The sequence below is a fragment of the Hydrocarboniphaga sp. FW305-C-57 genome (genome assembly GCF_058783045.1).
Genome location: NZ_JBYSYG010000004.1, coordinates 275,780 through 299,962 on the forward strand (window position 1 = coordinate 275,780; position 24,183 = coordinate 299,962).

General features: G+C 66.4%; 24 protein-coding genes. 19 read left to right on the plus strand and 5 right to left on the minus strand.

What is annotated here, in order from left to right; all coding sequences use genetic code 11:
- Nucleotides 1-158 precede the first annotated feature (158 nt).
- The 3 genes from AC3WUM_RS10685 to AC3WUM_RS10695 all read left to right on the plus strand — a co-directional run bounded on the left by AC3WUM_RS10685 (nucleotide 159) and on the right by AC3WUM_RS10695 (nucleotide 3,269).
- Nucleotides 159-1,232: a 3-deoxy-7-phosphoheptulonate synthase gene (locus AC3WUM_RS10685; protein ID WP_492410271.1), complete on the plus strand. Its 1,074-nt coding sequence runs from the start codon at nucleotides 159-161 to the stop codon at nucleotides 1,230-1,232.
- 221 nt (nucleotides 1,233-1,453) lie between these two features.
- Nucleotides 1,454-2,620, plus strand: coding sequence for a cytochrome b/b6 domain-containing protein (locus AC3WUM_RS10690; RefSeq protein ID WP_492410272.1), 1,167 nt, complete (start codon nucleotides 1,454-1,456; stop codon nucleotides 2,618-2,620).
- A gap of 82 nt (nucleotides 2,621-2,702) precedes the next feature.
- Nucleotides 2,703-3,269: a YceI family protein gene (locus AC3WUM_RS10695; protein WP_492410273.1), complete on the plus strand. Its 567-nt coding sequence runs from the start codon at nucleotides 2,703-2,705 to the stop codon at nucleotides 3,267-3,269.
- 63 nt (nucleotides 3,270-3,332) lie between these two features.
- Here AC3WUM_RS10695 and AC3WUM_RS10700 read toward each other — a convergent pair whose 3' ends face one another.
- The 3 genes from AC3WUM_RS10700 to AC3WUM_RS10710 all read right to left on the minus strand — a co-directional run bounded on the left by AC3WUM_RS10700 (nucleotide 3,333) and on the right by AC3WUM_RS10710 (nucleotide 5,268).
- Entirely contained in the window at nucleotides 3,333-3,776 is a 444-nt protein-coding gene (locus tag AC3WUM_RS10700) for an NfeD family protein (protein WP_492410274.1), read from the minus strand.
- A complete protein-coding gene (locus AC3WUM_RS10705) occupies nucleotides 3,773-4,717 on the minus strand; it encodes an SPFH domain-containing protein (protein WP_007184653.1) in 945 nt (314 codons plus the stop codon). Before AC3WUM_RS10705 ends, AC3WUM_RS10700 begins: the two co-directional genes overlap by 4 nt.
- 101 nt (nucleotides 4,718-4,818) lie before the next feature.
- Nucleotides 4,819-5,268, minus strand: a complete 450-nt coding sequence (locus AC3WUM_RS10710; protein ID WP_492410275.1) for a SufE family protein — start codon at nucleotides 5,266-5,268, stop codon at nucleotides 4,819-4,821.
- An 86-nt stretch (nucleotides 5,269-5,354) separates the two neighbouring features.
- Between AC3WUM_RS10710 and msrP the strand changes: the two genes are divergently transcribed.
- From msrP to AC3WUM_RS10750, 8 genes are all read left to right on the plus strand, one after another.
- Complete coding sequence (gene msrP / locus AC3WUM_RS10715) at nucleotides 5,355-6,311, plus strand: protein-methionine-sulfoxide reductase catalytic subunit MsrP (RefSeq protein ID WP_492410276.1); 957 nt, start codon at nucleotides 5,355-5,357, stop codon at nucleotides 6,309-6,311.
- Entirely contained in the window at nucleotides 6,311-6,934 is a 624-nt protein-coding gene (gene msrQ / locus AC3WUM_RS10720) for a protein-methionine-sulfoxide reductase heme-binding subunit MsrQ (RefSeq protein ID WP_492410277.1), read from the plus strand. The genes msrP and msrQ overlap by 1 nt, the downstream gene beginning before the upstream one ends.
- Nucleotides 6,935-6,990: 56 nt before the next feature.
- Complete coding sequence (rph, locus tag AC3WUM_RS10725; RefSeq protein WP_492410278.1) at nucleotides 6,991-7,710, plus strand: ribonuclease PH; 720 nt, start codon at nucleotides 6,991-6,993, stop codon at nucleotides 7,708-7,710.
- Between the two features lie 8 nt (nucleotides 7,711-7,718).
- Nucleotides 7,719-8,315, plus strand: a complete 597-nt coding sequence (rdgB, locus tag AC3WUM_RS10730) for an RdgB/HAM1 family non-canonical purine NTP pyrophosphatase (protein WP_492410279.1) — start codon at nucleotides 7,719-7,721, stop codon at nucleotides 8,313-8,315.
- Between the two features lie 178 nt (nucleotides 8,316-8,493).
- Nucleotides 8,494-9,609 (plus strand): radical SAM family heme chaperone HemW, encoded by a 1,116-nt coding sequence (gene hemW / locus AC3WUM_RS10735; protein ID WP_492410280.1) that lies wholly within the window; start codon nucleotides 8,494-8,496, stop codon nucleotides 9,607-9,609.
- Between the two features lie 21 nt (nucleotides 9,610-9,630).
- A complete protein-coding gene (locus AC3WUM_RS10740) occupies nucleotides 9,631-9,816 on the plus strand; it encodes a CPXCG motif-containing cysteine-rich protein (RefSeq protein ID WP_492410282.1) in 186 nt (61 codons plus the stop codon).
- A gap of 86 nt (nucleotides 9,817-9,902) precedes the next feature.
- On the plus strand, nucleotides 9,903-10,106 hold the full coding sequence (rpmE, locus tag AC3WUM_RS10745; protein ID WP_492410284.1) for a 50S ribosomal protein L31: 204 nt from the start codon (nucleotides 9,903-9,905) through the stop codon (nucleotides 10,104-10,106).
- A gap of 265 nt (nucleotides 10,107-10,371) precedes the next feature.
- The gene (locus AC3WUM_RS10750; RefSeq protein WP_492410285.1) at nucleotides 10,372-11,667 is read left to right on the plus strand and encodes a citrate synthase; all 1,296 of its coding nucleotides are present in this window, start codon (nucleotides 10,372-10,374) and stop codon (nucleotides 11,665-11,667) included.
- A 110-nt stretch (nucleotides 11,668-11,777) separates the two neighbouring features.
- Here AC3WUM_RS10750 and AC3WUM_RS10755 read toward each other — a convergent pair whose 3' ends face one another.
- The gene (locus tag AC3WUM_RS10755) at nucleotides 11,778-12,356 is read right to left on the minus strand and encodes a hypothetical protein (RefSeq protein WP_492410286.1); all 579 of its coding nucleotides are present in this window, start codon (nucleotides 12,354-12,356) and stop codon (nucleotides 11,778-11,780) included.
- Nucleotides 12,357-12,495: 139 nt separating this feature from the next.
- Entirely contained in the window at nucleotides 12,496-14,877 is a 2,382-nt protein-coding gene (locus tag AC3WUM_RS10760) for a penicillin-binding protein 1A (protein ID WP_492410287.1), read from the minus strand.
- A gap of 195 nt (nucleotides 14,878-15,072) precedes the next feature.
- Between AC3WUM_RS10760 and AC3WUM_RS10765 the strand changes: the two genes are divergently transcribed.
- The 8 genes from AC3WUM_RS10765 to aroB all read left to right on the plus strand — a co-directional run bounded on the left by AC3WUM_RS10765 (nucleotide 15,073) and on the right by aroB (nucleotide 24,155).
- Nucleotides 15,073-16,158 (plus strand): pilus assembly protein PilM, encoded by a 1,086-nt coding sequence (locus AC3WUM_RS10765; protein ID WP_492410288.1) that lies wholly within the window; start codon nucleotides 15,073-15,075, stop codon nucleotides 16,156-16,158.
- A 4-nt stretch (nucleotides 16,159-16,162) separates the two neighbouring features.
- Nucleotides 16,163-16,855, plus strand: a complete 693-nt coding sequence (locus AC3WUM_RS10770) for a PilN domain-containing protein (protein ID WP_492410289.1) — start codon at nucleotides 16,163-16,165, stop codon at nucleotides 16,853-16,855.
- Nucleotides 16,852-17,505 carry a type IV pilus inner membrane component PilO gene (locus tag AC3WUM_RS10775; protein WP_492410290.1) on the plus strand — a complete coding sequence of 218 codons (654 nt, stop codon included), beginning with the start codon at nucleotides 16,852-16,854 and terminating at the stop codon, nucleotides 17,503-17,505. The genes AC3WUM_RS10770 and AC3WUM_RS10775 overlap by 4 nt, the downstream gene beginning before the upstream one ends.
- The gene (locus tag AC3WUM_RS10780) at nucleotides 17,502-18,017 is read left to right on the plus strand and encodes a pilus assembly protein PilP (RefSeq protein ID WP_492410291.1); all 516 of its coding nucleotides are present in this window, start codon (nucleotides 17,502-17,504) and stop codon (nucleotides 18,015-18,017) included. The genes AC3WUM_RS10775 and AC3WUM_RS10780 overlap by 4 nt, the downstream gene beginning before the upstream one ends.
- Before the next feature lie 17 nt (nucleotides 18,018-18,034).
- Entirely contained in the window at nucleotides 18,035-20,236 is a 2,202-nt protein-coding gene (locus AC3WUM_RS10785; protein ID WP_492410292.1) for a type IV pilus secretin PilQ, read from the plus strand.
- 149 nt (nucleotides 20,237-20,385) lie between these two features.
- On the plus strand, nucleotides 20,386-22,455 hold the full coding sequence (locus AC3WUM_RS10790) for a hypothetical protein (protein ID WP_492410293.1): 2,070 nt from the start codon (nucleotides 20,386-20,388) through the stop codon (nucleotides 22,453-22,455).
- A gap of 10 nt (nucleotides 22,456-22,465) precedes the next feature.
- Nucleotides 22,466-22,996, plus strand: coding sequence for a shikimate kinase AroK (gene aroK, locus AC3WUM_RS10795; protein WP_492410294.1), 531 nt, complete (start codon nucleotides 22,466-22,468; stop codon nucleotides 22,994-22,996).
- Between the two features lie 58 nt (nucleotides 22,997-23,054).
- Nucleotides 23,055-24,155, plus strand: a complete 1,101-nt coding sequence (gene aroB / locus AC3WUM_RS10800; protein ID WP_492410295.1) for a 3-dehydroquinate synthase — start codon at nucleotides 23,055-23,057, stop codon at nucleotides 24,153-24,155.
- The last annotated feature ends 28 nt before the right edge of the window (nucleotides 24,156-24,183 follow it).

Sequence of the window (24,183 nt, forward strand, 5' to 3'; positions counted from 1 at the left end):
CCCTGTTAATCATTTATCAAAACACCGCATGGCGCCCTTGCTGTGGCATGCCGCATCGACATACGCCATTCCGCATCGGTGCTAGGGGCCATCGCCGGCCTCTGCTAGCATCCGTGCCCCCGATTCTCACGTCGCTCAAGCCCGATAGGCGTCAAGCCATGAAGTTCGTTACCGACAACACCCGCATCAGCTCGATCAGCGCGGTGTCCACGCCGGCCCAGGTCCAGGCCGAACTGCCGCTGTCCGAGCGCGCCGCGCAGACCACGTTCGAGACGCGCCGCGAGATCCAGGACATTCTCGCCGGCCAGGATGACCGCCTGCTCGTCGTCGTCGGCCCCTGCTCCATCCACGATACCGCAGCCGCGCTCGACTACGCACAGCGTCTGGCGCCGCTCAAGGAGCAGCTCAAGAAGAACCTGCTGATCGTCATGCGCGTGTACTTCGAAAAGCCGCGCACCACGGTCGGCTGGAAAGGCCTGATCAACGATCCGGATCTCAACGACACCTACGACATCGATCGCGGCCTGCGCATCGGCCGCAAGCTGCTGCTCGACCTCAACGGCCAGGGCATGCCGGCCGGCGTCGAATACCTCGACCTGCTGACACCGCAGTACCTGTCGGATCTCGTCAGCTGGGGCGCCATCGGTGCGCGCACCACCGAGTCGCAGCTGCATCGCGAAATGGCCTCGGGCCTGTCGTGCCCGGTCGGCTTCAAGAACGGCACCGACGGCAGCGTGAAGGTGGCGGTCGACGCCTGCCAGGCGACCAGCGCGCCGCATCGCTTCCTGTCGCTCACGCAGCAGGGGCAGATCTCGATCTTCGAGACCGCCGGCAACAAGGACTGCCACATCATCCTGCGCGGCGGCACGCTCGGTACCAACTACGATGCGCAGGCCGTCGACGCGGCCAGCGCGGCGATGAGCAAGGCCGGCCTCAAGCCGCAGATCATGATCGACTTCTCCCACGCCAATTCGTCGAAGCAGCACAAGCGCCAGATCAACGTGGCGCAGGACGTGGGCGGGCAGATCGCCGCGGGCGACTCGCGCATCATCGGCGTGATGATCGAGTCGCACATCGTCGAAGGCCGCCAGGAAATCGGCCCGCGCGAGACGATGTGCTACGGCCAGAGCGTCACCGATGCCTGCATCGGCTGGGAAGATACCGCCGAACTGCTGCGCGGCCTCGCCGCCAACGTCGCCCAGCGTCGCGAACGCCTGGCCCGCAGCGCGTAAGTTTTTCCCTGCTCTCCGGGAGCAGGGCGCGTAGCGCCGGATGAGGGATTCGCTGTGAAGGCAGCTTCGTTTGCCAGGCGAGTCCCTCTCCCAGACGGAGCGGGACGCGACGCCATCCGCGAAACATCAGTTTTTCTGAAGAAGAAACTCAAAAGCTTCCGCTTGGATGCAGCGCCTTCGCCTCCTATAGTCCATCGATCCTGGGGGATTCCATCCGCAACATGATCGACGCAAGCCCAAGCAAGCCAGCGCCCACGCGCTACCCGCCGCCCGCCATCACCCTGCACTGGCTCATCGCCGTGCTGATCTTCTCGGGTTACGCGCTGGGCCTGTTCATGGTGGCGCTGCCGGTTTCGGCCGAGAAGCTGCGCTATTTCAGCTTCCACAAGTGGATCGGCGTCTCCGTGTTCCTGCTCGCGCTGCTGCGCGTGCTCTGGCGCGCGACGCATCGGCCGCCGGCCCTGCCCGAAGGCGCGCGCTGGGAGCACGCGGCAGCGCACTTCACGCATTGGGCGCTCTACGCGCTGATGTTCGCGATTCCGCTGTCGGGCTGGCTGCACAGCTCGGCCGCGGGCTACACCACGGTGTACTTCGGCGTGCTGCCGCTGCCCGATCTGCTCGACAAGAACCTGCCGCTGTCCGAGCAGCTCGGCGCCGTGCACGGCTGGCTCAACTACGCGCTGATCGCCCTGCTGCTCGGCCATGCGGGCGCCGCGATCCTGCATCACGTGGTGCGCCGCGACGGCGTGCTCGCGCGCATGCTGCCGCGGTCAGGCGCGAAGACCTGGGCCATGCTGACGATGCTGCTGGCGATCGCCGCGTTCTCGCTGATCGCGGCGCTGTTCATCAGCGCCGAATCCGGCGAGGCGGCGTCCAAGCCCGCGCAGGACGCCGCCCAGACGCAGGCGCTTGCGTCGGCTTCGGGCGAGATCACCGCCGAATTCCGCCAGATGAACGTGCCCGTCACCGGCAGCTTCACGCGCTTCAAACCTGAGACCTTGAGTTTCGACGCCGATACCCCGGAAACCGCCAAGGCGATCATCGTCGTCGACACCGCGAGTTTCGATATCGGCGATGCCGACTACAACGCCGAAGTGCGCAAGGCCGAGTGGTTCGATACCGCGAAATTCCCCGAAGCGCGCTTCGAATCGAGCGCGGTGCGCAAGCTCGACGACACGCATTTCGAAGCCAGCGGCGAACTCACCGTCAAAGGCAAGCCGCTGCCCGTGACGGTGCCCTTCACGGTCGCGCAGGAAGGCGGTGCCACGGTCTACACGGGCGAGGCCACCGTTTCGCGCGCCGCCTACGGTATCGGCGACGACAGCTGGAACGATGTGCTCGACGACGCGGTCGTTGTGCGGTTCCGCATTTCCGTCGCGCAGCCTTGAAGCCACGCAGATCAACGGGTACGCGGCTCAAGGCCGCGTACCGCCTCTTCATCAACTCAAGCCTCACTGCCAAGGATTTCCAATGAAACTCAAAGCCGCTGTTTTCGCCGCCGCCGCCCTGGTCACCGGCATCGCATCCGCCGCTCCGGCCACCTACACGATCGAATCGAGCCACACCTATCCGAGCTTCGAAGCCCCGCACATGGGCATCTCGTGGTGGCGTGGCAAGTTCAACAAGAGCAGCGGCACCGTGGTGCTCGACGAAGCCGCCAAGACCGGCAGCGTCGACATCACCATCGACATCAACAGCATCGACTTCGGCCACGACAAGATGAACGAGCACGCCAAGGGCGAAGAGTTCTTCGATGCGGCCAAGTTCCCGACCGCGACCTACAAGGGCAAGATCGTCTACAAGGGCAGCACGCCTTCGGCGGTCGACGGCGAACTCACGCTGCACGGCGTGACCAAGCCGGTGAAGCTCACGATCGACAGCTTCAAGTGCATCATGCACCCGATGTTCAAGAAGGAAGATTGCGGTGCCGATGCTTTCGCCGAATTCAACCGCGGCGATTTCGGCATCAGCAAGTACGCCGATGGCGACGCCGGCAAGGTCAAGCTGCGCATCCAGGTCGAAGCGATCAAGAACTGAGATTGCCAGCCCGTAGTAAAAAAGCCCCGCAAATGCGGGGCTTTTTCGTTGCGCGCTGGCGCATCAATCGACGCGCTCGACGTGCAGCGTCGCCCCATCAGCATGCACCACGCGCACGGTCACGCCGGCCGGGGCGTCAATGCCGCTGATGCGCCATTGCGAGTCGTCGACGCGCAGCCGGCCGACGCCGTTGACGATCGGCTCGGCGAGCGTGAACTGGCGGCCGACGTACGAAGCGCCGCGACGATTCAGCGTCGGCGCATCCGATTGCAGGTCGCGCTCGGGGCGCAGCCGCCGGTACGCGAAGAAGCTCGCGAGCGACAGCAGGCCGAACAGCACGAGCTGCGTCGGCCAGCCGAGCGTGACGACGGCGGTGATGAGCCCGACGACGAGCGCCGAAATGCCCATCCACAAAAACACCGCGCCCGGCACGAAGGTTTCGAGCGCGATCAGCACGAGGCCGATGACCCACCAGTGCCAGTAGACCAGCACCAGGTTCTCGCTCATGACGATTTGACGCCGGCTTTCTTCGCGAGCTCGGCGATGCCGCCGATCGCGCCGATCACGCTGCTGGCCTCGAGCGGCATCAGCACGAGTTTTTCGTTCGGGCTCGTGGCGATGCGGGCCAGCGCTTCGACGTACTTCTGTGCGACGAAGTAGTTGATCGCCTGCACGTCGCCCTTCGCGATCGCCTCGCTGACCATCGCGGTGGCGCGCGCTTCGGCCTCGGCTTCGCGCTCGCGCGCTTCGGCGTCGCGGAAGGCCGCTTCGCGGCGGCCTTCGGCTTCGAGCACGGCGGCCGCCTTCTGCGCTTCGGCGCCGAGAATCTCGGCCTGGCGCTGGCCTTCGGCCTTGAGGATCGCGGCGGCGCGGGCGCCTTCGGCTTCGAGGATCTGCGCGCGCTTGAGGCGCTCGGCCTTCATCTGCTGGGCCATCGAATCGACGAGGTCGGTCGGCGGGCGGATGTCCTTGACCTCGATGCGCGTGACCTTGAGGCCCCAGGGCGTGGTCGCCTCGTCGATCACCGCGAGCAGGCGCGCGTTGATGTGGTCGCGCTGCGACAGCAGCTCGTCGAGATCCATCGAGCCCATCACCGTGCGCAGGTTGGTCATCGTCAGCTGCATGACCGCGAATTCGAGGTTCTGCACTTCGTACGCGGCCTTCGGCGCGTCGAGCACCTGGAAGAACACCACGCCGTCGACGCCGACCATCGCGTTGTCCTTGGTGATGACTTCCTGCGAGGGCACGTCGAGCACCTGCTCCATCATCGACAGCTTTTTGCCGATGCTGTCGACGTACGGAATCATCCAGTGCAGGCCCGGGTCGAAGGTCGCGCGGTACTTGCCGAAGCGCTCGATCGTGTATTCCTTGCCCTGCGGCACCGTGACGATGCCCTTCCAGAGCGTCACCAGTGCGAACGCGGCGACGGCGATGGCGAACCAGCTCATGTCTTGCTCCCGGAGCGAACCCGGTGTGGGTCGAGCCGAGTGTAAAGCAAGCTACCGCGCCTCAAGCCGGCATAGGCCGCACGGCCGGGGTGACGCTGGCCTCAGACCTGCGCGGCCGCGAGCTGCTTGATGCGCTCGACCATCGAGACGAAGCCGTTCCGCCGGTTGGGCGAAATCTGGTTCTCGATGCCGAGCTTCGCAAACGTGGCGCGCAGATCGACGGAGAGGATTTCCTGCGGGGTCCGGTTCGAGACGATCTTGAGCAGCAGCCCGATGAGGCCCTTGACGAGCGTCGAATCCGAGGTGCCGTTGAACTGCAATCGCGGGGGAGTATCCGGACTGAGCTGGTGGGTGAGCCAGACCTGCGAAATGCAGCCGCGGACCTTGTTCGCCTCGGTGATCTCGGCCTCGGGCATCGGCGGCAGCTTCTTGCCGAGGTCGATGATGTACTCGTACTTCGCGTCTTCGCCCATCTCGGCGAGCATGCCGAAGGTTTCGGCCAGTTCCTTGATTTCGTCCTCGATCTGCATTGCCGCGCGTCCGTCTCTCATGTTCAGTCGTACAGGATTATGGTATCCGCAGAACGCCAGGCAACCCCGCAAGGTCCAACTCGCATCACAGTGTCAGGAACGCCGCCATGCTGATCCGGATTCGCCCGTCGTCCGCTGTTCAATCCAGCGAAATCACGCCCGAAAGCACCTATCGCAACCGCCGTCGCTTCCTGGCCGAGATGGGCATCGGCGCGGTCGGGGCGCTCGCGCTGTCGTCCGCGCGGGCGGCCGAAGCGCCGAAGACCGGCGGCGAGCCGCTCAAGATCGGCAAGCAAAGCAAGCTGGCCGGCGACGAAACGGTCACGCCGTTCGAGACCGTGAGCAGCTACAACAACTACTACGAATTCGGCACCGACAAGGAGGATCCGTCGCGCAACGCGCACACGCTCAAGACGCGGCCGTGGACGCTCAGCGTCGAAGGCGAATGCGAGGCGCCCGCGCAGATCGCGCTCGACGATCTGCTCAAGCCGGCCGCGCTCGAGGAGCGCATCTACCGTCATCGCTGCGTCGAGGCCTGGAGCATCGTCGTGCCCTGGGTCGGCATTCCGCTCGGCGAAACGCTCAAGCGCTTCAAGCCGACGTCGAAGGCCAAGTACGTCGCCTTCGAGACGATCTACGACAAGCAGCAGATGCCCGAGGCGCGCTGGAGCGGCCTGCAGCTGCCGTACGTGGAAGGCCTGCGCATCGACGAGGCCATGCATCCGCTCGCCTTCCTGTCGGTGGGCATGTACGGCAAGACGCTGCCGAACCAGAACGGCGCGCCGCTGCGGCTGACCGTGCCGTGGAAATACGGCTTCAAGAGCATCAAGTCGATCGTGCGGATCCGCTTCGTCGAAACCATGCCGCCGACCACGTGGAACCGCCTGCAGGCCAGTGAGTATGGTTTTTACTCGAACGTGAATCCGCAGGTGCAGCATCCGCGCTGGTCGCAGAAATCCGAGCGCCGGCTCGGCGAGCTGTTCAAGCGCGACACGCTGATGTTCAACGGCTATCCCGAAGTGGCCTCGCTGTACGCGGGCATGGACCTCAAGAAGTTCTACTGATGGCCGAGGCCACATCCGCCTGGCGCAGGCCCTTGCTGTACTGGCGGCTCGCGGCCTGGGCGATCGCCCTGCTGCCGGCCGTGCATCTGGCCAAGTGGATCGCGCAGGCCAGGCTCGGGGCCAACCCGGTCGAAACCCTCGAGCACTACACCGGGCTCTGGGGGCTGCGCCTGCTGCTGCTGTGCCTGGCGATGACGCCGCTGCGCAAGCTGATCCAGCGTCCCGAGCCGATCCAGATTCGCCGGCTGCTGGGCCTGTGGGCCTTCGCCTGGCTCTGCGCGCACTTCGCCATCTACCTGACCTTCGATCTCGAATGGTCGCCCGTTCAACTCGCCGAAGACCTCGTCAAGCGCACCTACATCACGCTCGGCTTCGTCGGCTGGCTGCTGCTGCTGCCGCTGGCGATCACCTCGACGCGCGGCTGGCAGCGCCGGCTCAAGCGCGCCTGGAGCCGGCTGCATACGCTCGTCTACGCCGCCGCGCTGCTCGGCGGCCTGCACTTCTTCTGGCTCGTGAAATCGGATGTCCGCGAGCCGCTGCTGTACTTGACGCTGTACGGGCTGCTCATGGCGGCGCGAATCCCGGGCGCTATACTCCGCGCCCCCAAAAAGCCGGCGCAATGAGACAGCCCACGAAGGATGCTCATGCGATCGGCAGCGATATCGTCGAGGTTTGCAGCATGAGCATCTCCCGTCCCTCCGGCCGTGCGGCCGACCAGTTGCGCGCCGTCAGCATCGAGCGCGGATTCACCAAGCACGCCGAAGGCTCGGTGCTCGTCTCGTTCGGCGACACCCGCGTGCTCTGCACGGCCAGCCTCGAAGAGCGCGGCCCGGCCTGGAAGAAGGACGGCGGCTGGGTGACGGCCGAATACGGCATGCTGCCGCGCGCCACCCATACGCGCGGTCGCCGCGAGGCCGCGCAGGGCAAGCAGAGCGGCCGCACGCAGGAAATCCAGCGCCTGATCGGCCGTAGCCTGCGCGCCGCGGTGGATCTGTCGGCGCTCGGCAATTTCACCGTCACCATCGACTGCGACGTGCTGCAGGCCGACGGCGGCACGCGCACCGCCGCGATCACCGGCGGCTACGTCGCCATGGTCGACGCGATCAACGCGGCGCGCGCCAGAAAGCTCATCAAGGGCAACCCGATCCACGGCCAGATCGCCGCCGTGTCGGTCGGCATTCACGCGGGGCGCCCGGTGCTCGACCTCGACTACATCGAAGACTCCAACTGCGAGTGCGACATGAATCTGGTCATGAACGAGGCCGGCCATTTCATCGAAGTGCAGGGCACCGCCGAGGGCCATGCCTTCCGCCGCGAGGAGCTCAACGAGCTGCTCGACATCGGTGCCAAGGGCATCGCCGAGCTGCTCGAAGCGCAGCGCAAGGCGCTCGCGGGCTAGGGGCTCCGATGGACGTCGTCCTCGCGAGCCGCAACGCCAAGAAACTGCGCGAGATGCAGGCGCTGCTGGCCCCGCTGGGCTGGAACCTGCGCTTGGTCTCCGAATTCACCGACGAGGCCGCCGAGGAAACCGCGCCGACTTTCGTCGAGAACGCCTTGCTCAAGGCCCGCCACGCTTCGCTGGTCTCGGGTATGCCCGCGATCGCCGACGACTCGGGGCTCGAAGTCTCCGCCCTGCGCGGGGCGCCCGGCGTGTTGTCGGCCCGCTACGCCGGCGAGCCGAGCAGTGACGCCGCCAACAATGCCAAGCTGCTCGACGCGTTGCTCGGCCTGCCCGAGGACCAGCGCGCCGCGCGCTTCGTCTGCGTGCTGGCCTTCCTGCGCCATGCTTCGGACCCGATTCCGGTGCTCGCCGAAGGGCTCTGGAACGGCCGCGTGCTCGAAGCCCCGCGCGGCGCCAACGGCTTCGGCTACGACCCGCTGTTCTTCGTGCCCGGCCAGGGCTGCAGCTCGGCCGAGCTCGCGCCCGAACTCAAGAACCGCATTTCGCATCGCGCGCTGGCGGTGACGGCCTTGCTGGAACGGCTGCGGGAGCAGGCCCAGTGAGCGTTTCCCCTCTCCCGCAGGCGGGAGAGGGTGCCCCGCAGGGGCGGGTGAGGGAACTTCGCCGTCGAAGGGCGCAGCGGTGACGAACCGCGTTCCCTCACCCGGCGCAGACGCGCCACCCTCTCCCGCCTGCGGGAGAGGGGAAACAGGCCTCGTCGCCGACGCCATCCCGCTCGCTTTGTACCTGCACTTCCCGTGGTGCGTGCGCAAGTGCCCGTACTGCGATTTCAATTCGCACGCGCTGCGCGGCGAGGTTCCGGAAGATGACTACATCGCCGCGCTGCTGCGCGACCTCGATTTCGAATTGCGCGAGCCCGAATCGCGCGCGATCGGCAGCATCTTCATGGGCGGCGGAACTCCGAGCCTGTTCTCGGGACGCGCGCTCGGCCGTCTGCTCGAGCAGATCGCCCGGCGGCTGAATTTCGCGCCCGACATCGAGATCACACTCGAAGCCAATCCGGGCACGATCGACGAGGCGCATTTCTCCGATTACCGCTCGGCCGGCATCAACCGGCTCTCGATCGGCGTGCAGTCGATGGACGCGGCGCAGCTCAAGCGGCTCGGGCGCATCCACGATCCGCAGGCCGTGCGTTCGGCCGTCGAGACCGCGCGGCGCGCCGGCTTCGACAACCTCAATCTCGACCTCATGTTCGCGCTGCCGCAGCAGACGCCCGAGGAGGCCGATCGCGATCTGGTCGCCGCGCTCGCGCTCGCGCCCGAGCACTTTTCGTACTACCAGCTCACGCTCGAGCCGAACACCGAGTTCGCCGCGCGCCCGCCGCCACTGCCGGCCGACGACGAGGCCTGGGCGATCCAGGTCAAGGGCGTCGAGCGGCTCGCTGCCGCCGGCTATGCACGCTACGAAGTCTCGGCCTACGCGCAGCCCGGACGGCAGGCTCGCCACAACCTCAACTACTGGCGCTTCGGCGACTACCTCGGCCTCGGCGCGGGCGCCCACGGCAAGCGCAGCGGGGCCGATGGCATCGTGCGCCGCGCGCGCCACAAGCATCCCAGGCGCTATCTCGACAGCGCGGGTTCCGCCGAGGCCTTGCAGGAGCAGCGCGGCGTCGGACGCGACGAGCTGCCGTTCGAGTTCTGCATGAACGCGCTGCGCCTCGACGGCGGCTTCGGCTGGCCAGAGTTCGAGGCGCGCACCGGCCTGCAGCGCGATGCGCTGGAGCCGGCGCTGGGCCGGGCCCTGCGGCGCGGCCTGTTGCAGGTCGACGCCTCCGGCGTGCGCCCGACCGCGCTGGGCCTGCAGCATCTCAACGAGCTGCTGACCGGCTTTCTGTGAGCGCCGGCGTAGACTGGGGCCATGCTCGAAGACACCCGCGTCACCTGCCCGTACTGCTGGGAAACGATCCCGCTGGAACTCGACCTGTCCGCAGGCTCGCAGCGTTACATCGAGGACTGCTCGGTCTGCTGCCGGCCGATCGTCGTGCGGCTGACGGTCGACGACGAGGGCGGCTTCGAAGTCGACGTGCAGGGCGAGGACGATTGAGCCCAGCGGCCGGGCTTGCATCCGCACGGCGCGGCAACTAAACTTCGCGCCCCTTTTTGTCTGTGCGCCTTGCGCGAGCGTTTCCAATGAAAGCCGACATCCACCCGAACTATCACACCGTGAAGGTCGTTTGCAGCTGCGGCAACACCTTCGACACGCGCTCGACCGTCGCCAAGGACACGCTGGCCGTCGAAATCTGCTCCGCCTGCCACCCGTTCTACACGGGCAAGCAGAAGGTCATCGACACCGGCGGCCGCGTCGACAAGTTCAAGAAGCGCTACGCCGCTTAATCCGCTGGTTCCAGGCGAGTCTCTCGCCTTCAGACGGCCGCCCTCGAGGCGGCCGTTTTCGTTCCGATCGAAAACTCTGAACGCAATTGCGACTTTGGATGCGTTGTAAGCACTGGACGACAGAGCGATAATCGCGCTGCAGCATTTTCCGATTCGATTTCCGACCGACTGTATTGCCACTCGCGTTGTCCGGCGCCCGTTGCGGCTTGCGCGAGAGGACCAGCGTAAGGGCTTCGATCCATTCTTACGCGATTGGAGTATCAGGATGAGCAACGCGACGTACAGCCTCGTCAACAACGAAACCGGCGAGAAAACAGAGCTTCCCTTGATCACCGGCACCATCGGCACTCCTGGCGCCGACGTCGGCAAGGTGTACGACAAGCTTGGCATCTTCACGTACGACCCCGGCTTCACCTCGACCTGCTCGACCAAGAGCGCCATCACCTACATCGATGGTGACGAAGGCGTGCTGCTGTACCGTGGCTATCCGGTCGACCAGCTCGCCGAGAAGTCCAGCTTCATCGAAGTCTGCTATCTGATCCTGCACGGCGAACTGCCGACGGCGACCCAGCTCGCCCAGTTCGACCAGAGCATCCGCCGCCACACGATGCTCAACGAGTCGCTGCGCAACTTCTTCGCCGGCTTCAACTACGACGCGCATCCGATGGCGATGATGACCGGCGTCGTCGGCTCGCTGTCGGCGTTCTACCACGACACCACCAACAACAAGGATCCGAAGCATCGCGAGATCTTCGCGCATCGCATGATCGCGAAGATTCCGACGATCGCCGCCGCGGCCTACAAGAAGCTCGTCGGCCAGCCGTTCGTCTATCCGAAGAACGATCTGGACTACTGCAGCAACCTGCTGCGCATGATGTTCGCGGTGCCGGCCGAGGAGTACGAGATCAACCCGGTCGCCGCCAAGGCGCTCGACGTGCTGTTCATCCTGCACGCCGACCACGAGCAGAACGCCTCGACCTCGACGGTGCGCATGGCCGGCTCCACCGGCACCAATCCGTACGCCGCGATCTCTTCGGGTATCGCCGCGCTCTGGGGCCCCTCGCATGGCGGCGCCAACGAAGCGGTGCTGAACATGCTCGATGAGATCGGCGACGTGAAGCACGTCCCCGAGTTCATGAACAAGGTCAAGAACAAGGTCGAGGGCGTGCGCCTGATGGGCTTCGGCCATCGCGTGTACAAGAACTTCGATCCGCGCGCGAAGATCATCCGCGAGCAGTGCCACAAGGTGCTCAAGGCGCTCGGCAAGGAAAACGATCCGAAGATGGAGCTGGCCCTCAAGCTCGAGGAGATCGCGCTGTCCGACGATTACTTCAAGCAGCGCAAGCTCTACCCGAACGTCGACTTCTACTCCGGCATCATCTACGAAGCGCTCGGCATTCCGGTCAACATGTTCACGCCGATGTTCGCGGTCGGCCGCACCGTGGGCTGGTGCGCGCACTGGAACGAAATGACCGCCGACTCGACCACGCGCATCGCGCGTCCGCGTCAGGTCTACACCGGCGCCGCCGTGCGCGACTACAAGCCGGTCGCCCAGCGCTGAGCTGAACGCTTCTGGCGGTCACGAAAAAGCCGGCGAAAGCCGGCTTTTTCGTGGGTGCTTCGAAGGCCCGGTCGGTGCCCGGCTGAGTGATGCGCTTCGCGCCTACCGCCCTACACCGCGAGGTCGATCGGCTGTTCGGCGAGCGCTTCGGCCGCGGCGAGGTCGAGCCGCTTCATCGGCTGGCCGTCGTGCGGGGACAGTGGCGGCCGGCGCAATTCCTCGGGCGGGAACATCGCCATCTCGATGCCGACGTCGCCGGCCATGAATTCGCAGGTCGGAATCTCTTCGATGCGCCCGTCCGGGTAGCGATAACGCCGCTCGCCGGTTTCGTACGGAATCTTGCGGCCCTCGAGAAAGATGTCGAGCATCTCGGGCTTGTCGGCGAAGCCGTGCAGGCGCACGAGATGCGCTTCGGTGGTCGCGCCGCTGGCGACCGCGCCGACCAGGCGAGGCTCGAAAGTCGCGAGCAGTTTCATCGCGCGGACCGCGGTGCGGCGCAGCAGCTGCAGGCGCTCGGCATATTCGCTGCCGCCGAACAGCCGCTGGTATTCGATGACGGCTTCGTGGATGCGCGCGTTCTCGGGCATCTGCGTGCGGCCCGGCAGGCCGAGGCGTTCGGCCGCTTTCTGCTTGGCCAGGCGGTAATCGGTCAGCCTTTCCTCGCAGATGAGGCGTGCTGCCTCGGCCACGATTTCGCGTTGGAATCCTATCGCGCGCTTGCCCATGGTGTGATCCGACGAGCGGGAGCAACCGGTTCGCTCCCATGGCCCATGGATAACACGATTTCATGTCAGCGGGAAATGTCGCTGACGCTCGCGTGCAGCCCCGCTAGAACAGCTCGTCCTCGCCGACGCTCTTCTCTGCCGGAGCCTGCTGGGCCTCGGAGCGCGCGCGCTCGAGACGGTCGGACGGCAGCACCTCGACCATGCCGCCGCCCGATTCCTCGGACAGCAGGCGGCCGCTGCGCGGGTCGACGTGGACTTCGACGATGCTCGCCGGGCGCGGCAGGGTCTGCTCGGGCAGGCCCTTGAGCGCGGCGCGCATGAAGTCGATCCACATCGGCAGCGCGGCCTTGCCGCCGTACTCGCCGCGGCCGAGCGGCTTGGGCTGGTCGAAGCCGACCCAGCTGACGGCGACGAGCTGGGTGTTGAAGCCGTAGAACCAGGCATCGGTCTCGTCGTTGGTGGTGCCGGTCTTGCCGCGGATGTCCGAGCGGCGCAGCTCGCGGGCCTGGGCGCCGGTGCCGCGCGTGACCACTTCGCGCAGGATGTCGTCGACCATCCAGACCATGCCCGGATCGACCACCTGCGGCGCGAGCGTGTCGGCCGGCGGCGGGGTCTGCGGCCGGCCGTCGGTGCCGGCCGCGGTATCGACGATCAGCGCCGCGCATTCGGGGCAGGCGACCTTGGGCTTGGCCTTGAACACGAGGCCGCCGCGCGGATCGACGATCTGGTCGATGAAGAACGGGTCGATCAGGAAGCCGTCGTTGGCGAGCACCGCATACGCGCGCGCCATTTCCATCGGCGTGTAGCTGCCGCTGCCGAGCGCCATCGACAGATCGCGCGGCATGCGCTCCTTGGCGAGCCCGAAGCGGCTCACGTAATCGCGCACGTAGTCGATGCCGACGGCCTGCAGCAGGCGGATCGAGACGAGGTTGCGCGATTGCACGAGCGCCTCGCGCAGGCGCATCGGGCCCTTGAAGTCGCCGCTCGAATTTTCCGGGCGCCAGGCGCTCTCGAGATTGGCGTCTTCGAACACCACCGGCGCATCGAGCACGATCGAGGCCGGCGAGAAGCCGAACTGGAACGCCGCCGTGTACAGGAAGGGCTTGAAGCCCGAGCCCGGCTGGCGGCGGGCCTGCATCACGCGGTTGTACTTGTTGAGCAGGAAATCGTAGCCGCCGACGAGGGCGACCACCGAGCCGTCACGCGGGTCGAGCGCAATGAACGCGCCCTGCGCATTCGGCAGCTGGGCGAGCTTCCAGCGCTCGCCGTCGCGGCGGATGCGCACGACGTCGCCGCGCCTGACCGGCTTCTTCGCCGAAATGCCGGCCCATTTGAAATCGCCGGCCTCGAGCTCGACGAGGCCCTGGCTGCGCGTCAGCACCCGCAGCTTGGCGCCGTCGAAATCGACCACCGCCGCAGGCAGCAGGCCGGCCGCGGTCGGCAGCGCGTCGAGGAAATTGCCGATGCCCTTGCTGTCGGTGTTCTCGGCGAGCAGGGAGGCCGGCAGCTGCGTCTCGGGCCCGGCCCAGCCGTGACGCTCTTCGTAGGCGATCAAGGCGTCGCGCAGCGCGGCATTGGCGGCGGCCTGCTTGTTCGACTCGATCGTCGCGGTCACGCGGTAGCCGCCGGTGTAGGCGGCCTCGCCGAAGCGCGCGACCATTTCGGCACGGATCATCTCGGCGACGTAGTACGCATCGACCTCGACCGCCGGCAGCGAGAACTTGACTGTCACCGGCTCGGCCAGCGCGGCTTCGTAATCGAGCGCGGAAATCTTGTTGAGATCGCGCAGCCGGCGCAGCACGTAATCGCGTCGCTCCCTGGCGCGTTCGGGGCTCGCCACCGGGTTGTCGCGCGAGGGCGCCTTCGGCAGGCCGGCGAGCAGCGCCGTCTGCGACCAGCTCAAGTCCGACAGATCCTTGCCGAAATAGACCAGGGCGGCGGCGCCGACGCCGTAGGCGCGCTGACCGAGGAAGATCTTGTTGAGATAGGTTTCGAGGATCTCCTGCTTGCTGAGCTCGTCCTCGATGCGCATGGCGAGCAGGATCTCCTTGAACTTGCGCACGTAGCTGCGTTCCGGCGACAGGAACACGTTGCGCGCGAGCTGCATGGTGATGGTGCTGCCGCCCTGGCTCTTCTGGCCGGTGGTGGCGAGCACCACGCTCGCGCGGGCAAGACCGCGCCAGTCGACGCCGGGGTGCTCGAAGAAGCGATCGTCCTCGGCGGCCAGGAAGGCATCGACGACGCGTTGCGGGATTTGCTCGTAGCGCAACGGGGCGCGGCGTTCGGCGCCGTATTCGCCGATCAGCTTGCCGTCGCGCGTGTAGATCCGCAGCGGTACCTGCAGTTGCAGCTCGCGCAGCGAGGCCACCGAGGGCAGCTGGGCGCCGTAATGCCACTTGGCGGCGAAGAACACACCGAACAGCAGGCCAATACCCACAACCACCAGGCAGGCGAGTATCAACAGTATGCGGTTAGCCCATCTCACAACCGACTCCTAGTCCAACCGCTCACTCTAAAAAAGCCGCCCAATGCGAAGTGCAGCACAGCTCGACAACGCCTGCCCTGCTCATGCAAGCCTTTGTCGCTTCATGAAAATCAGGCGCTATATTACGATCGGGGAAGGGTGGCGTCATGTCGTTCAACGAGGGGCGTGCCGCGGTTCGCGGACGAGCTAGGGAGCATGTCGATCATGCAATCGCTGTTCGGTAGCAAGAGCCGCGAGCTGATCGGCCTCGATATCAGTTGCAGCGCCATCAAGCTCGTCGAACTCGCCAAGCGTGGCGATCGCTACGCGGTCGAGAGCTACGCCATCGAGCCGCTGCCCGCGAACGCGGTCGCCGACAAGCAGATCCTCGATCCGCAGGCCGTGGGCGAATGCATCGCGCGTGCCGTCAATCGCTCGGGCACGCGCACGCGGCAGGCCGCGCTCGCGGTGTCGGGCGCATCGGTCATCACCAAGATCATCCAGATGCCCGAGTCGCTCTCCGAGCTCGACCTCGAAGAGCAGATCAAGGTCGAGGCCGACCAATACATTCCGTACTCGATCGACGAAGTGGCGCTCGATTTCCAGGTGCTCGGTGCAAGCGCCGCAGGTTCCGGGCAGGTCGACGTGTTGCTCGCGGCTTGCCGAAAGGACCAGGTCGAGACGAGCTGTGCGGCGCTCGAGATCGCCGGACTGACGCCGAAGATCGTCGACATCGAAGCCAACGCGCTGCAGAACTCGGCGCTGCTGCTGCGCCACCAGATGCCCGATCGCGGGCGCAACCGCACGATCGCGCTGATCGACATGGGCGCGACCACGACCTCGGTGCTGGTGCTGCAGAACCTGCAGGCCGTGTACACGCGCGATCAGTCCTTCGGCGGCCGCCAGCTGCTCGAGGACATGATGCGCTACTACGGCATGACGCTCGAAGAGGCGAGCCAGGCACGGCGCTTCAACAACCTGCCCGACGGCTTCGAGCCCGAAGTGCTCGCGCCCTTCGTCGCCGACATGGGCCAGCAGATCGACCGCTCGCTGCAGTTCTTCTTCGCCTCGACTTCGCAGCACGGGCAGATCGATCAGGTCATCCTGGCCGGAGGCTGCGCGGGCATCGATCATGTCGATCGCCAGCTCGCCGATCAGCTGCAGCTTCCGGTGGTCATCGCGCAGCCGTTCGCGAATCTCAGCGTGGCGGCCCGCGCCAAGCCGACGCAGCTCGCGCGTGATGCGGCCTCGCTGCTGATCGCGGCGGGGCTCGCGATGCGCGCCTTCGATCCGGAGGGCTGAGACGATGCCCCTGCCGAAGCTCAACGAGCCGCTCAAGAATCCGTTCGCGGGCAGGTTCTCGCGCAAGCCCGTGCTCGGGACCGAGTCCGGCGTGCCGGCCGCGCCCGAGCCGATGGTCATGCGCATCAACCTGCTCGACTGGCGCCAGCAGCGCCGCGAGCTGCGCCAGCGCCAGTTCAAGAACATCATGGGCCTGGCTTTCGTGCTCGCGATCGGCCTGGTGCTGATCGGGCGTCTGTTCGTCAGCGGCAAGCTCGATCACCAGCAGAGCCGCAACGATTATCTGCGTCAGCAGATCGCCGAGGTCGATCAGAAGATCAGGGAGATCCAGGAACTCGAGAAGGTGAAGCGCAACCTGCTCGCGCGCATGCGCGTGATCGAGGAGTTGCAGGCTTCGCGCAGTGCCACCGTGCATCTGTTCGACGAGCTCGTGAACACCTTGCCCGAAGGCGTGAACCTGAGCTCGGTCAAGCAGACCGGCGGCAGCGTGATGGTCGAGGGCGCGGCCGAATCCAACGCGCGCGTGTCCACCTACATGAAGAATCTCGATGCCTCGCAGTGGTTCGACGACCCGCGCCTGATCGTCATCAAGACCAGCGAGAAGGGCAGCACGCGCACGAGCGAGTTCACGCTGCAGGTGAAGAACCTGACCAAGGCCAGCGCCGGCGATGACGAGGGTTCGGAGGTGATCGAATGAACCTCGCCAAAGCCTGGTCCGAGCTGCGGTCCATCGACGTGCAGAACCCGACGGGCTGGCCCGATTGGGTGCGCGTGGCCGCGGCGATTCTGCTCGGCATCGTCATTTCGGCCGCGGGCTACTGGTATTTCATCGTGCCGCTCAACGAGGACCTCGCGGCGCGCGAGCAGGAGGAGATCAGCCTGCGCAGCGAGTTCGAGCAGAAGCAGAAGAAGGTCGCGGCGCTCGACGCGTACAAGGAGCAGCTCAGGGAAATGGAGACCTCGTTCGGCGCGATGCTCAAGCAGCTGCCGAGCAAGACCGAGGTGGCCAATCTGCTCGCCGACATTTCGCAGGCGCGTGTCGAAAGCAACCTCGAAGAGGAGCTGTTCCAGCCGCAGCCCGAAGTGCCGAAGGATTTCTACGCCGAGATGCCCAACCGCATCGTCGTCACCGGCGATTACCACGACATGGGCCGCTTCGTCGGCGCGGTCGCCGCGTTGCCGCGCATCGTCACCATCGACGAAGTCGAGCTCAAGCCGGTCGGTGCGACCGCGCCGGGCGCCAGCGCTCCGCGCGGCGGCCTGCGCATGACCGCGCTCGCCAAGACCTATCGCTATCTCGACGCCGACGAGATCGCCGAGAACGAGAAGAAGGCAGGTCAGAAATGAGCGCCTCCATGCTTCGACTGCTCTGCGCTTTCGGCCTGCTGGCGACGCTCGCGGCCTGCGGTGGCGGCATGGGCGATCTCGAGCAATGGGTTTCCGAGGTCAAGGCTCGCAAGTCGACCCGCATCGAGCCGATTCCGCAGATCAAGCCTTACGAGGCCTACGCCTACGACGCCGGAACGCGGCGCGATCCATTCGTCGCCGAGCAGCCCAAACCCGCGGCCGGCAGCGGTCCGGGACCGCGTCCCGATCCGAAGCGGCCCAGGGAAGCGCTCGAGGAATACCCGCTCGATGCGCTGCGCATGCAGGGCATCATCCGCACGCCGCGTGCGACGTTCGGGCTCATCAAGTCGCCCGACAACATCATCCATCGCGTCAGCGTGGGCAATTACATGGGCCAGAACTTCGGCCAGGTGAAGAGCGTCACCGAAACCGAGATCACGCTCATGGAACTGGTGGCCGACGGCTTCGGCGGCTACGTCCAGCGCCCGGCCACGTTGGCGCTGTCGCAATGATTGGGAGTCACGCGCAGATGAAGCCTCGTACAAGAATCGCGTCCACCGAACGCGCATCGCGGACCCGCAATCCGACGATGATGATGAGCCTGCTGCTCGTCGTGCTCGCGCTGCTGCCGGGCATGGCGAACGCGCAGATGTCGCGCGGCCTGCAGTCGGCCGACGCGGCGGCCCTCGACGGTGGGCGCGTACTGGTGACCCTGACGCTGTCGAGCGCTGCGCCCGAGCCCATCGTGTTTCCGAACGAGTCGCCGGCCCGTGTCTCGATCGATCTGCCGCAGACGCGGCTGGCGATGGCCGAGCGCTATCGCAAGGTCAACCTCGCCAAGGTGCAGGCGCTGTCGGCCGCCGAGAACAAGGATCGCACGCGCCTGGTCATCGAGCTCACGCAGATGGTCGGCTACAAGGTCCGCGTCGACGGCAACCGCATCTTCGTGACGATCGATGCGCTGCCCTCCGCGACCGCGCCGCTGAGCTCGGGTGTTCCGCCGCAGAACTATTCGACGCTGTCGGGGCCGGTGTCCGCGCTGAGCGCCGCGCCGGTCATGCCGGCCGTGGCGTCGATCACGCACATCGATTTTCGCCGCGGCGAAAACGGCGAAGGCCGCATCATCGTGTCGCTCGACAACCCGCAGGCGGTCGTCAACGTCAGCGACGAGGGCAATCGCGTGGTCGCGCGCTTTCGCAACGTGAATCTGGCCGATGCGCAGGTGCGCCGACTCGACGTGCTCGACTTCGCCACGCCCGTGAAGTTCGTCGATGCGCTCAAGGCCGGAGCGGATGCGCAGATCGTCATCGTGCCGGTGACCGGCGGCGACTTCGAGCAGAAGACCACGCAGCTCGGCAACCAGACCATCATCGAGCTGCAGCCGCTGTCGCAGACGCAGCGCGACGAACGCAAGAAGACCGATCCGCAGTACACCGGCGAGAAGGTCTCGCTGTCGTTCCAGAGCATCGACATCCGCTCGCTGCTGCAGATCATCGCCGACGTCGCGGGCACCAACATGGTGGTATCGGATTCGGTGACCGGCGAGATCGCGATGCGCCTGCAGAACGTGCCCTGGGATCAGGCGCTCGACATCATCCTGCGCACCAAGGGCCTCGGCATGCGCCAGCAGGGCAATGTGATGATCGTCGCGCCCTTGGCCGAGCTCGCCGAGCGCGACAAGATCGAGGCCGAGGCCGAGAAGCAGAAAGTGGAACTCGCGCCGCTGCGCTCGGAGCTGATCCAGGTCAACTACGCGAAGGTGGCCGACGTCGCCGCGCTGCTGAAATCGGGCGAGAACTCGATCCTGTCCGAGCGCGGTCGCGTGTCGATCGACGATCGCACCAACACGCTGCTCGTGCTCGAGACGCGCGAGAAGATCAACGAGATTCGCACGCTGGTCGCCAGGCTCGACATTCCGGTGCGCCAGGTGCTCATCGAATCGCGCATCGTCATCGCCAACAACGACTACTCGAAGGAGCTCGGCACGCGCTTCGGCGTCAGCGCGGTTCGCCGCAACGGCAACAACGGCATCATCTCGACCTCGGGCAGCGCCGAGGCGAACGAGACCTCGGTTCGCGACTTTCTGAACAACGGCAACAGTTTTCCGGTCACGCCGGGCTCGCTCAACGATCGCTTCAACGTCAACCTGCCGGCCTCGAGCGACAACGCGGGCAAGATCGCGCTCGCCCTGCTCGGCAAGAACTATCTCGTCGACCTCGAGCTTTCGGCGCTGCAGGCCGAAGGCCGCGGCGAAATCATCTCGACGCCGCGCGTGATCACGAGCAACGCCAAGCAGGCCTCGATCGAGCAGGGCGTGGAGATTCCGTATCAGGAAGCGGCGAGCAGCGGCGCGACCTCGGTTTCGTTCAAGAAGGCGGTGCTCTCGCTCAACGTGACGCCGCAGATCACGCCGGACGATCGCATCATCATGGACCTGGCAGTCAACAACGACAGCGTCGGTGCGACCTTCACGGGCGCGGGCGGCTCGCAGATTCCGAGCATCGATACGCGCAAGGTCACCACGCAGGTGCTCGTCGAGAACGGCCAGACCGTGGTGCTCGGCGGCATCTACCAGCAGGAGAACCGCAACAGCGTGTCGAAGATTCCGCTGCTCGGCGACATCCCGATCCTCGGCGTCGCATTCCGCAACCGGCTCACGGTCAACAACCGCGACGAGCTGCTGGTTTTCGTGACGCCGCGCATCCTGCGCGAAGGCCTGCAGATCAATTGAAAGCCGGCGAGACCGCACGCCAGCCGAGCCCGGGCCACGTAGACAAAAGCTACCGAAGCCCCCTGTTTCCAGCGTTTTCAGGGGCTTCCGATGACTGAACGACCCGGCAGCTTGGCTATACTGGCGGCCAACTTTCCGCCCGGTCGGCTATGAAACTCGGTCACTTTCTCAGCGGCGCCTCCCTGGCTCTCGCGTCGCTGTTGGTCGGCTGTGGCAGCAGTTCGGACAGTGGCGGCGACCTGAGCGGCGGCGGCTCGGGCGGCGGCGGCACGGGCGGCCAGTACACCGTGGTACTCGACGGTCCGGACTGCACCGAGCCGGGTATCTCCACGAGCGGTTACACCGCCACCATCACGACGCGCAGCGGCGCGGCTGCGAGCGGCATTTACGTGGCGCTGAGTGCGCGCACCAATCCGACCGATGCGACGACGAGCGTCGGCATCATCCGCGCGGCCAAGCCTGACGGCAGCGGCACCACGCTCAATGGCGGCACCACCAACACGGCTGGCGTCTTGGCGTTTTCGTTCACGCCGCCGTCGAGCGCGATTCGCGAATCGGTGGCGATCTCGCTGATCGCCAAGACCAGCACCACCGATACCGCCACCAGCTGTTCCGCCACCGGCACCGCCTGCTATGGCGTGGAACTGCAGCCCACGGTGAAGCCTTCGGTCTCGGTCCAGGGTCCGCTCGTGGGCGGGGCTCGTGTGGCATCCAGGAGCCTCACGGTCGAATCCGGCGAGCTGGCCCCCGATTTCCTGGTGACCGTGACGCGCTCCTCGAGCTGCAGCTCCGGCGGCCGCACCAGCGGCGCGACGATCGCCGTCACCCCGACCCTGACCGGAGCTTCGGCACGCATCGTCCAGGGCACCACGGCGCTCGACGGCACCGCCTCGTTCGACTACCAGGCGCCGACGGTTTCGGCCAGCAGCGCCGAAAAGCTCAGCGTCGTGGCGACCTACAACGGCGTCGCCAGCGATGCCACGGTCTACGAACTCACGGTCGCCCCGCCGCCGCCGCCCGGCAGCACGGTGGTGACGATCACCGGCCCGACCACGGCGTCGGCCGGGGCTGCGCAGAGCGGCTATACGGCGCTGGTCGAGACGGTGGAGCGCACCACCAATTCCAGCGGCGCGGTGGTGGAAACCCGCTCCGCTCGCCCGAACACCCAGCTCAACCTCAGCGTGACCAACGGCACGGTGACCACGCAGGCCAACGCCAACGGCATCGGCGGCGTGACCGACGAATTCGGCAAGGTGGCGTTTTCGATCACCCCTTCGACCTCGAGCACGAGCAATCAGACGCTCACCGTCACGGGCGCCACCGTCAACACCAACGACACCGTGCTGACGAGCTCCTGTGCGCTCAGCGCGAGCCGTTGCTCGACGACGTTCCAGGTGCGCGTGCAGCCCGACAGCTTCCAGTTCACCGCGCCGGTGTTCGGTGCCAGCGGAACGGTCGGTGAGCTCAACGCGGTGCCGCTGAGCTTCCAGTGGGCGACCGCCGGCACGAGCTCGGCCACCGCGACCCCGGCCAAGGCCGGCGTGGCCGGTTGCGTGAACCTCAGCGCGACCTTCACGGGCAACGGCACCAGCCCCTACCTGCTCAAGATCAACGGCGACAACGTGCCGGCTTCGCAGACGCGCGTGGTCAAGCTCGATGCCAACGGCAACTTCCAGGTGCCGGTCGCGGTGCTGTCGGATCGCTCGGGCTTCGTGCAGGTGACGGCCGCCGAGAATCGCGGCTGCGTGACTTCGACGACGACCGCCAGCGGCACGCTCTCGGCCACCACCGGCGTGCAGTTCGTCGACGAGATCTGCGAAACCACCGCCGACGGCCGCAATTGCGTCGACCTGACCGCGCCGCTGCGCGTGCTGACCTCTCCCGATACGGCCGGCGCCCAGCGCACGGCCGACCTGTCGTTCCAGGTGCTCAACAGCGCCTACGCGCCGGTCGATGGTGCGCAGGTGCTGTTCCGCATCGTCACCAAGGGCAATGCGGGCGATCCGAACGAGCGCGTGTTCCCGGGCGGCGGCACCACCAACGCCAGCGGCGTCGCGACCTCGAAGTACTACATTCCGACCTTCAACCCGGCGCTCAGCACCACCGATACCTCGAAGTTCGTCGACGTGCAGGCCTGCGTGCGCCGCCAGACCGGCAGCAGCGAGAGCGCGGAGGTCTGCAGCACCCGTCGCATCCAGATCGTCGCTCCGAGCAGCTGATGGAACCGGCGTGAACAAGAGCAACATCTTCCTGATCGGTCCGATGGGCGCCGGCAAGACCACGGTCGGCAAGCGGCTGGCCGAGACGCGCGGGCTCGAATTCATCGACAGCGATACCGAGATCGAGGAGCGCACCGGCGTCGACATTCCGCTGATCTTCGAGAAGGAAGGCGAGTCCGGTTTCCGCAAGCGTGAGCGCCTGGTGATCGGCGACCTGACCCAGCGCAGCGGCATCGTGCTGGCTACCGGTGGTGGCGCGGTGCTCGATGCCGACAACCGCCAGTGGCTGTCGGCGCGCGGATTCGTGGTCTACCTGCACGCGAGCGTAGACCAGCAGCAGCACCGGACCTCGCGCAACGACAACCGGCCGTTGCTGCAGAACGTGCCCGACCGGCGCGAGGTGCTGCAGCGCCTGTTCGAGACCCGCGACCCGCTGTATCGCGAGATTGCCGACCTCGTCATCAGCACCGACGGTCGCAATGCCCGCCAGCTGGCCCGCGAAATAGAGGATCATATCGACCGTCCGGCGACCGCCGTCTGATCCCTGTGATCGGCGTCGGCTCGCCGCCCGATCCGTCCTTTCCAGCTTTCCGTCGCGCTTGAACAACACCCGCATCCTCAAAGTCGAGCTCGGTGCTCGCAGCTACCCCATCCGCATCGGGCGCGGCATCGCCGGCCTCGATACCGCGTTTCCCGAGAGCGCCGGCCGCAGCCTGCGCATCGTCACCGACAGCAACGTCGAGCCGCTCTACCTCGACGCCCTGCTCGGTGCGCTCGCGCTGAGCCGCGATCAGGTCTACGTGGTGCCGGCCGGCGAGGCCAGCAAGACCTGGGATACCGCCGGCAAGCTGCTCGACTGGCTGCTCGCGAGCCGCTTGTCGCGCGACGGCTGCCTGGTCGCGCTCGGCGGCGGCGTCATCGGCGACCTGACCGGCTTCGTCGCCTCGATCTACCAGCGCGGCATCGACTTCATCCAGATTCCGACCACGCTGCTGGCTCAGGTCGATTCCTCGGTCGGTGGCAAGACCGGCGTCAATCACGCGCGCGGCAAGAACCTGATCGGCGCCTTCCACCAGCCGATCTCGGTGGTCGCCGACACCGACACGCTGGCGACGCTGCCCAAGCGCGAGCTGCTCGCCGGGCTCGCCGAAGTCATCAAGTACGGCATGCTCGCCGACGGCCTGCTGTTCGAATGGCTCGAGAACAACCTCGACCGCATCCTGAGCCTCAATCCGAACTCGCTCGCCGAGATCATCGAGCGCTGCTGCGCGATCAAGGCGCGCATCGTCGGCCTCGACGAGCGTGAAACCGGCAGCGGCCCGCGCGCGCTGCTGAACCTCGGCCACACCTTCGGCCATGCGATCGAGACCTACACCGGCTACACCGAGTGGCTGCACGGCGAGGCGGTGGCGACCGGCCTGGTGCTCGCGGCCGACCTGTCGGCGCGCCACGGCTGGATCACCGAGGCCGTCGCCGCCCGCTGCACCGCGCTGATCGCCCGCGCCGGCCTGCCGGTGGCGCCGCCCAAGGGCATGACGGCCGAGCATTTCCGCGATCTCATGGGGCTCGACAAGAAGGTCAAGGCCGGCAAGCTGCGCCTGATCCTGCTGCGCGGCCTCGGCGACGCGGTGCTGTCGTCGGATTTCGAGCCCTCGCTGCTTGACGAGACGCTCGCCGAAGCCTGCGGGGCGACGAGCTGAGCGGCTGATTCAGGCTGCGCCGGCGGGT

Coding starts and splice junctions, on each gene's coding strand:
- AC3WUM_RS10685 (WP_492410271.1), top strand. CDS start 159: ATGAAGTTCGTTACCGACAACACCCGCATCAGCTCGATCAGCGCGGTG.
- AC3WUM_RS10690 (WP_492410272.1), top strand. CDS start 1,454: ATGATCGACGCAAGCCCAAGCAAGCCAGCGCCCACGCGCTACCCGCCG.
- AC3WUM_RS10695 (WP_492410273.1), top strand. CDS start 2,703: ATGAAACTCAAAGCCGCTGTTTTCGCCGCCGCCGCCCTGGTCACCGGC.
- AC3WUM_RS10700 (WP_492410274.1), bottom strand. CDS start 3,776: ATGAGCGAGAACCTGGTGCTGGTCTACTGGCACTGGTGGGTCATCGGC.
- AC3WUM_RS10705 (WP_007184653.1), bottom strand. CDS start 4,717: ATGAGCTGGTTCGCCATCGCCGTCGCCGCGTTCGCACTGGTGACGCTC.
- AC3WUM_RS10710 (WP_492410275.1), bottom strand. CDS start 5,268: ATGAGAGACGGACGCGCGGCAATGCAGATCGAGGACGAAATCAAGGAA.
- msrP (WP_492410276.1), top strand. CDS start 5,355: ATGCTGATCCGGATTCGCCCGTCGTCCGCTGTTCAATCCAGCGAAATC.
- msrQ (WP_492410277.1), top strand. CDS start 6,311: ATGGCCGAGGCCACATCCGCCTGGCGCAGGCCCTTGCTGTACTGGCGG.
- rph (WP_492410278.1), top strand. CDS start 6,991: ATGAGCATCTCCCGTCCCTCCGGCCGTGCGGCCGACCAGTTGCGCGCC.
- rdgB (WP_492410279.1), top strand. CDS start 7,719: ATGGACGTCGTCCTCGCGAGCCGCAACGCCAAGAAACTGCGCGAGATG.
- AC3WUM_RS10740 (WP_492410282.1), top strand. CDS start 9,631: ATGCTCGAAGACACCCGCGTCACCTGCCCGTACTGCTGGGAAACGATC.
- rpmE (WP_492410284.1), top strand. CDS start 9,903: ATGAAAGCCGACATCCACCCGAACTATCACACCGTGAAGGTCGTTTGC.
- AC3WUM_RS10750 (WP_492410285.1), top strand. CDS start 10,372: ATGAGCAACGCGACGTACAGCCTCGTCAACAACGAAACCGGCGAGAAA.
- AC3WUM_RS10765 (WP_492410288.1), top strand. CDS start 15,073: ATGTCGATCATGCAATCGCTGTTCGGTAGCAAGAGCCGCGAGCTGATC.
- AC3WUM_RS10770 (WP_492410289.1), top strand. CDS start 16,163: ATGCCCCTGCCGAAGCTCAACGAGCCGCTCAAGAATCCGTTCGCGGGC.
- AC3WUM_RS10775 (WP_492410290.1), top strand. CDS start 16,852: ATGAACCTCGCCAAAGCCTGGTCCGAGCTGCGGTCCATCGACGTGCAG.
- AC3WUM_RS10780 (WP_492410291.1), top strand. CDS start 17,502: ATGAGCGCCTCCATGCTTCGACTGCTCTGCGCTTTCGGCCTGCTGGCG.
- AC3WUM_RS10785 (WP_492410292.1), top strand. CDS start 18,035: ATGAAGCCTCGTACAAGAATCGCGTCCACCGAACGCGCATCGCGGACC.
- AC3WUM_RS10790 (WP_492410293.1), top strand. CDS start 20,386: ATGAAACTCGGTCACTTTCTCAGCGGCGCCTCCCTGGCTCTCGCGTCG.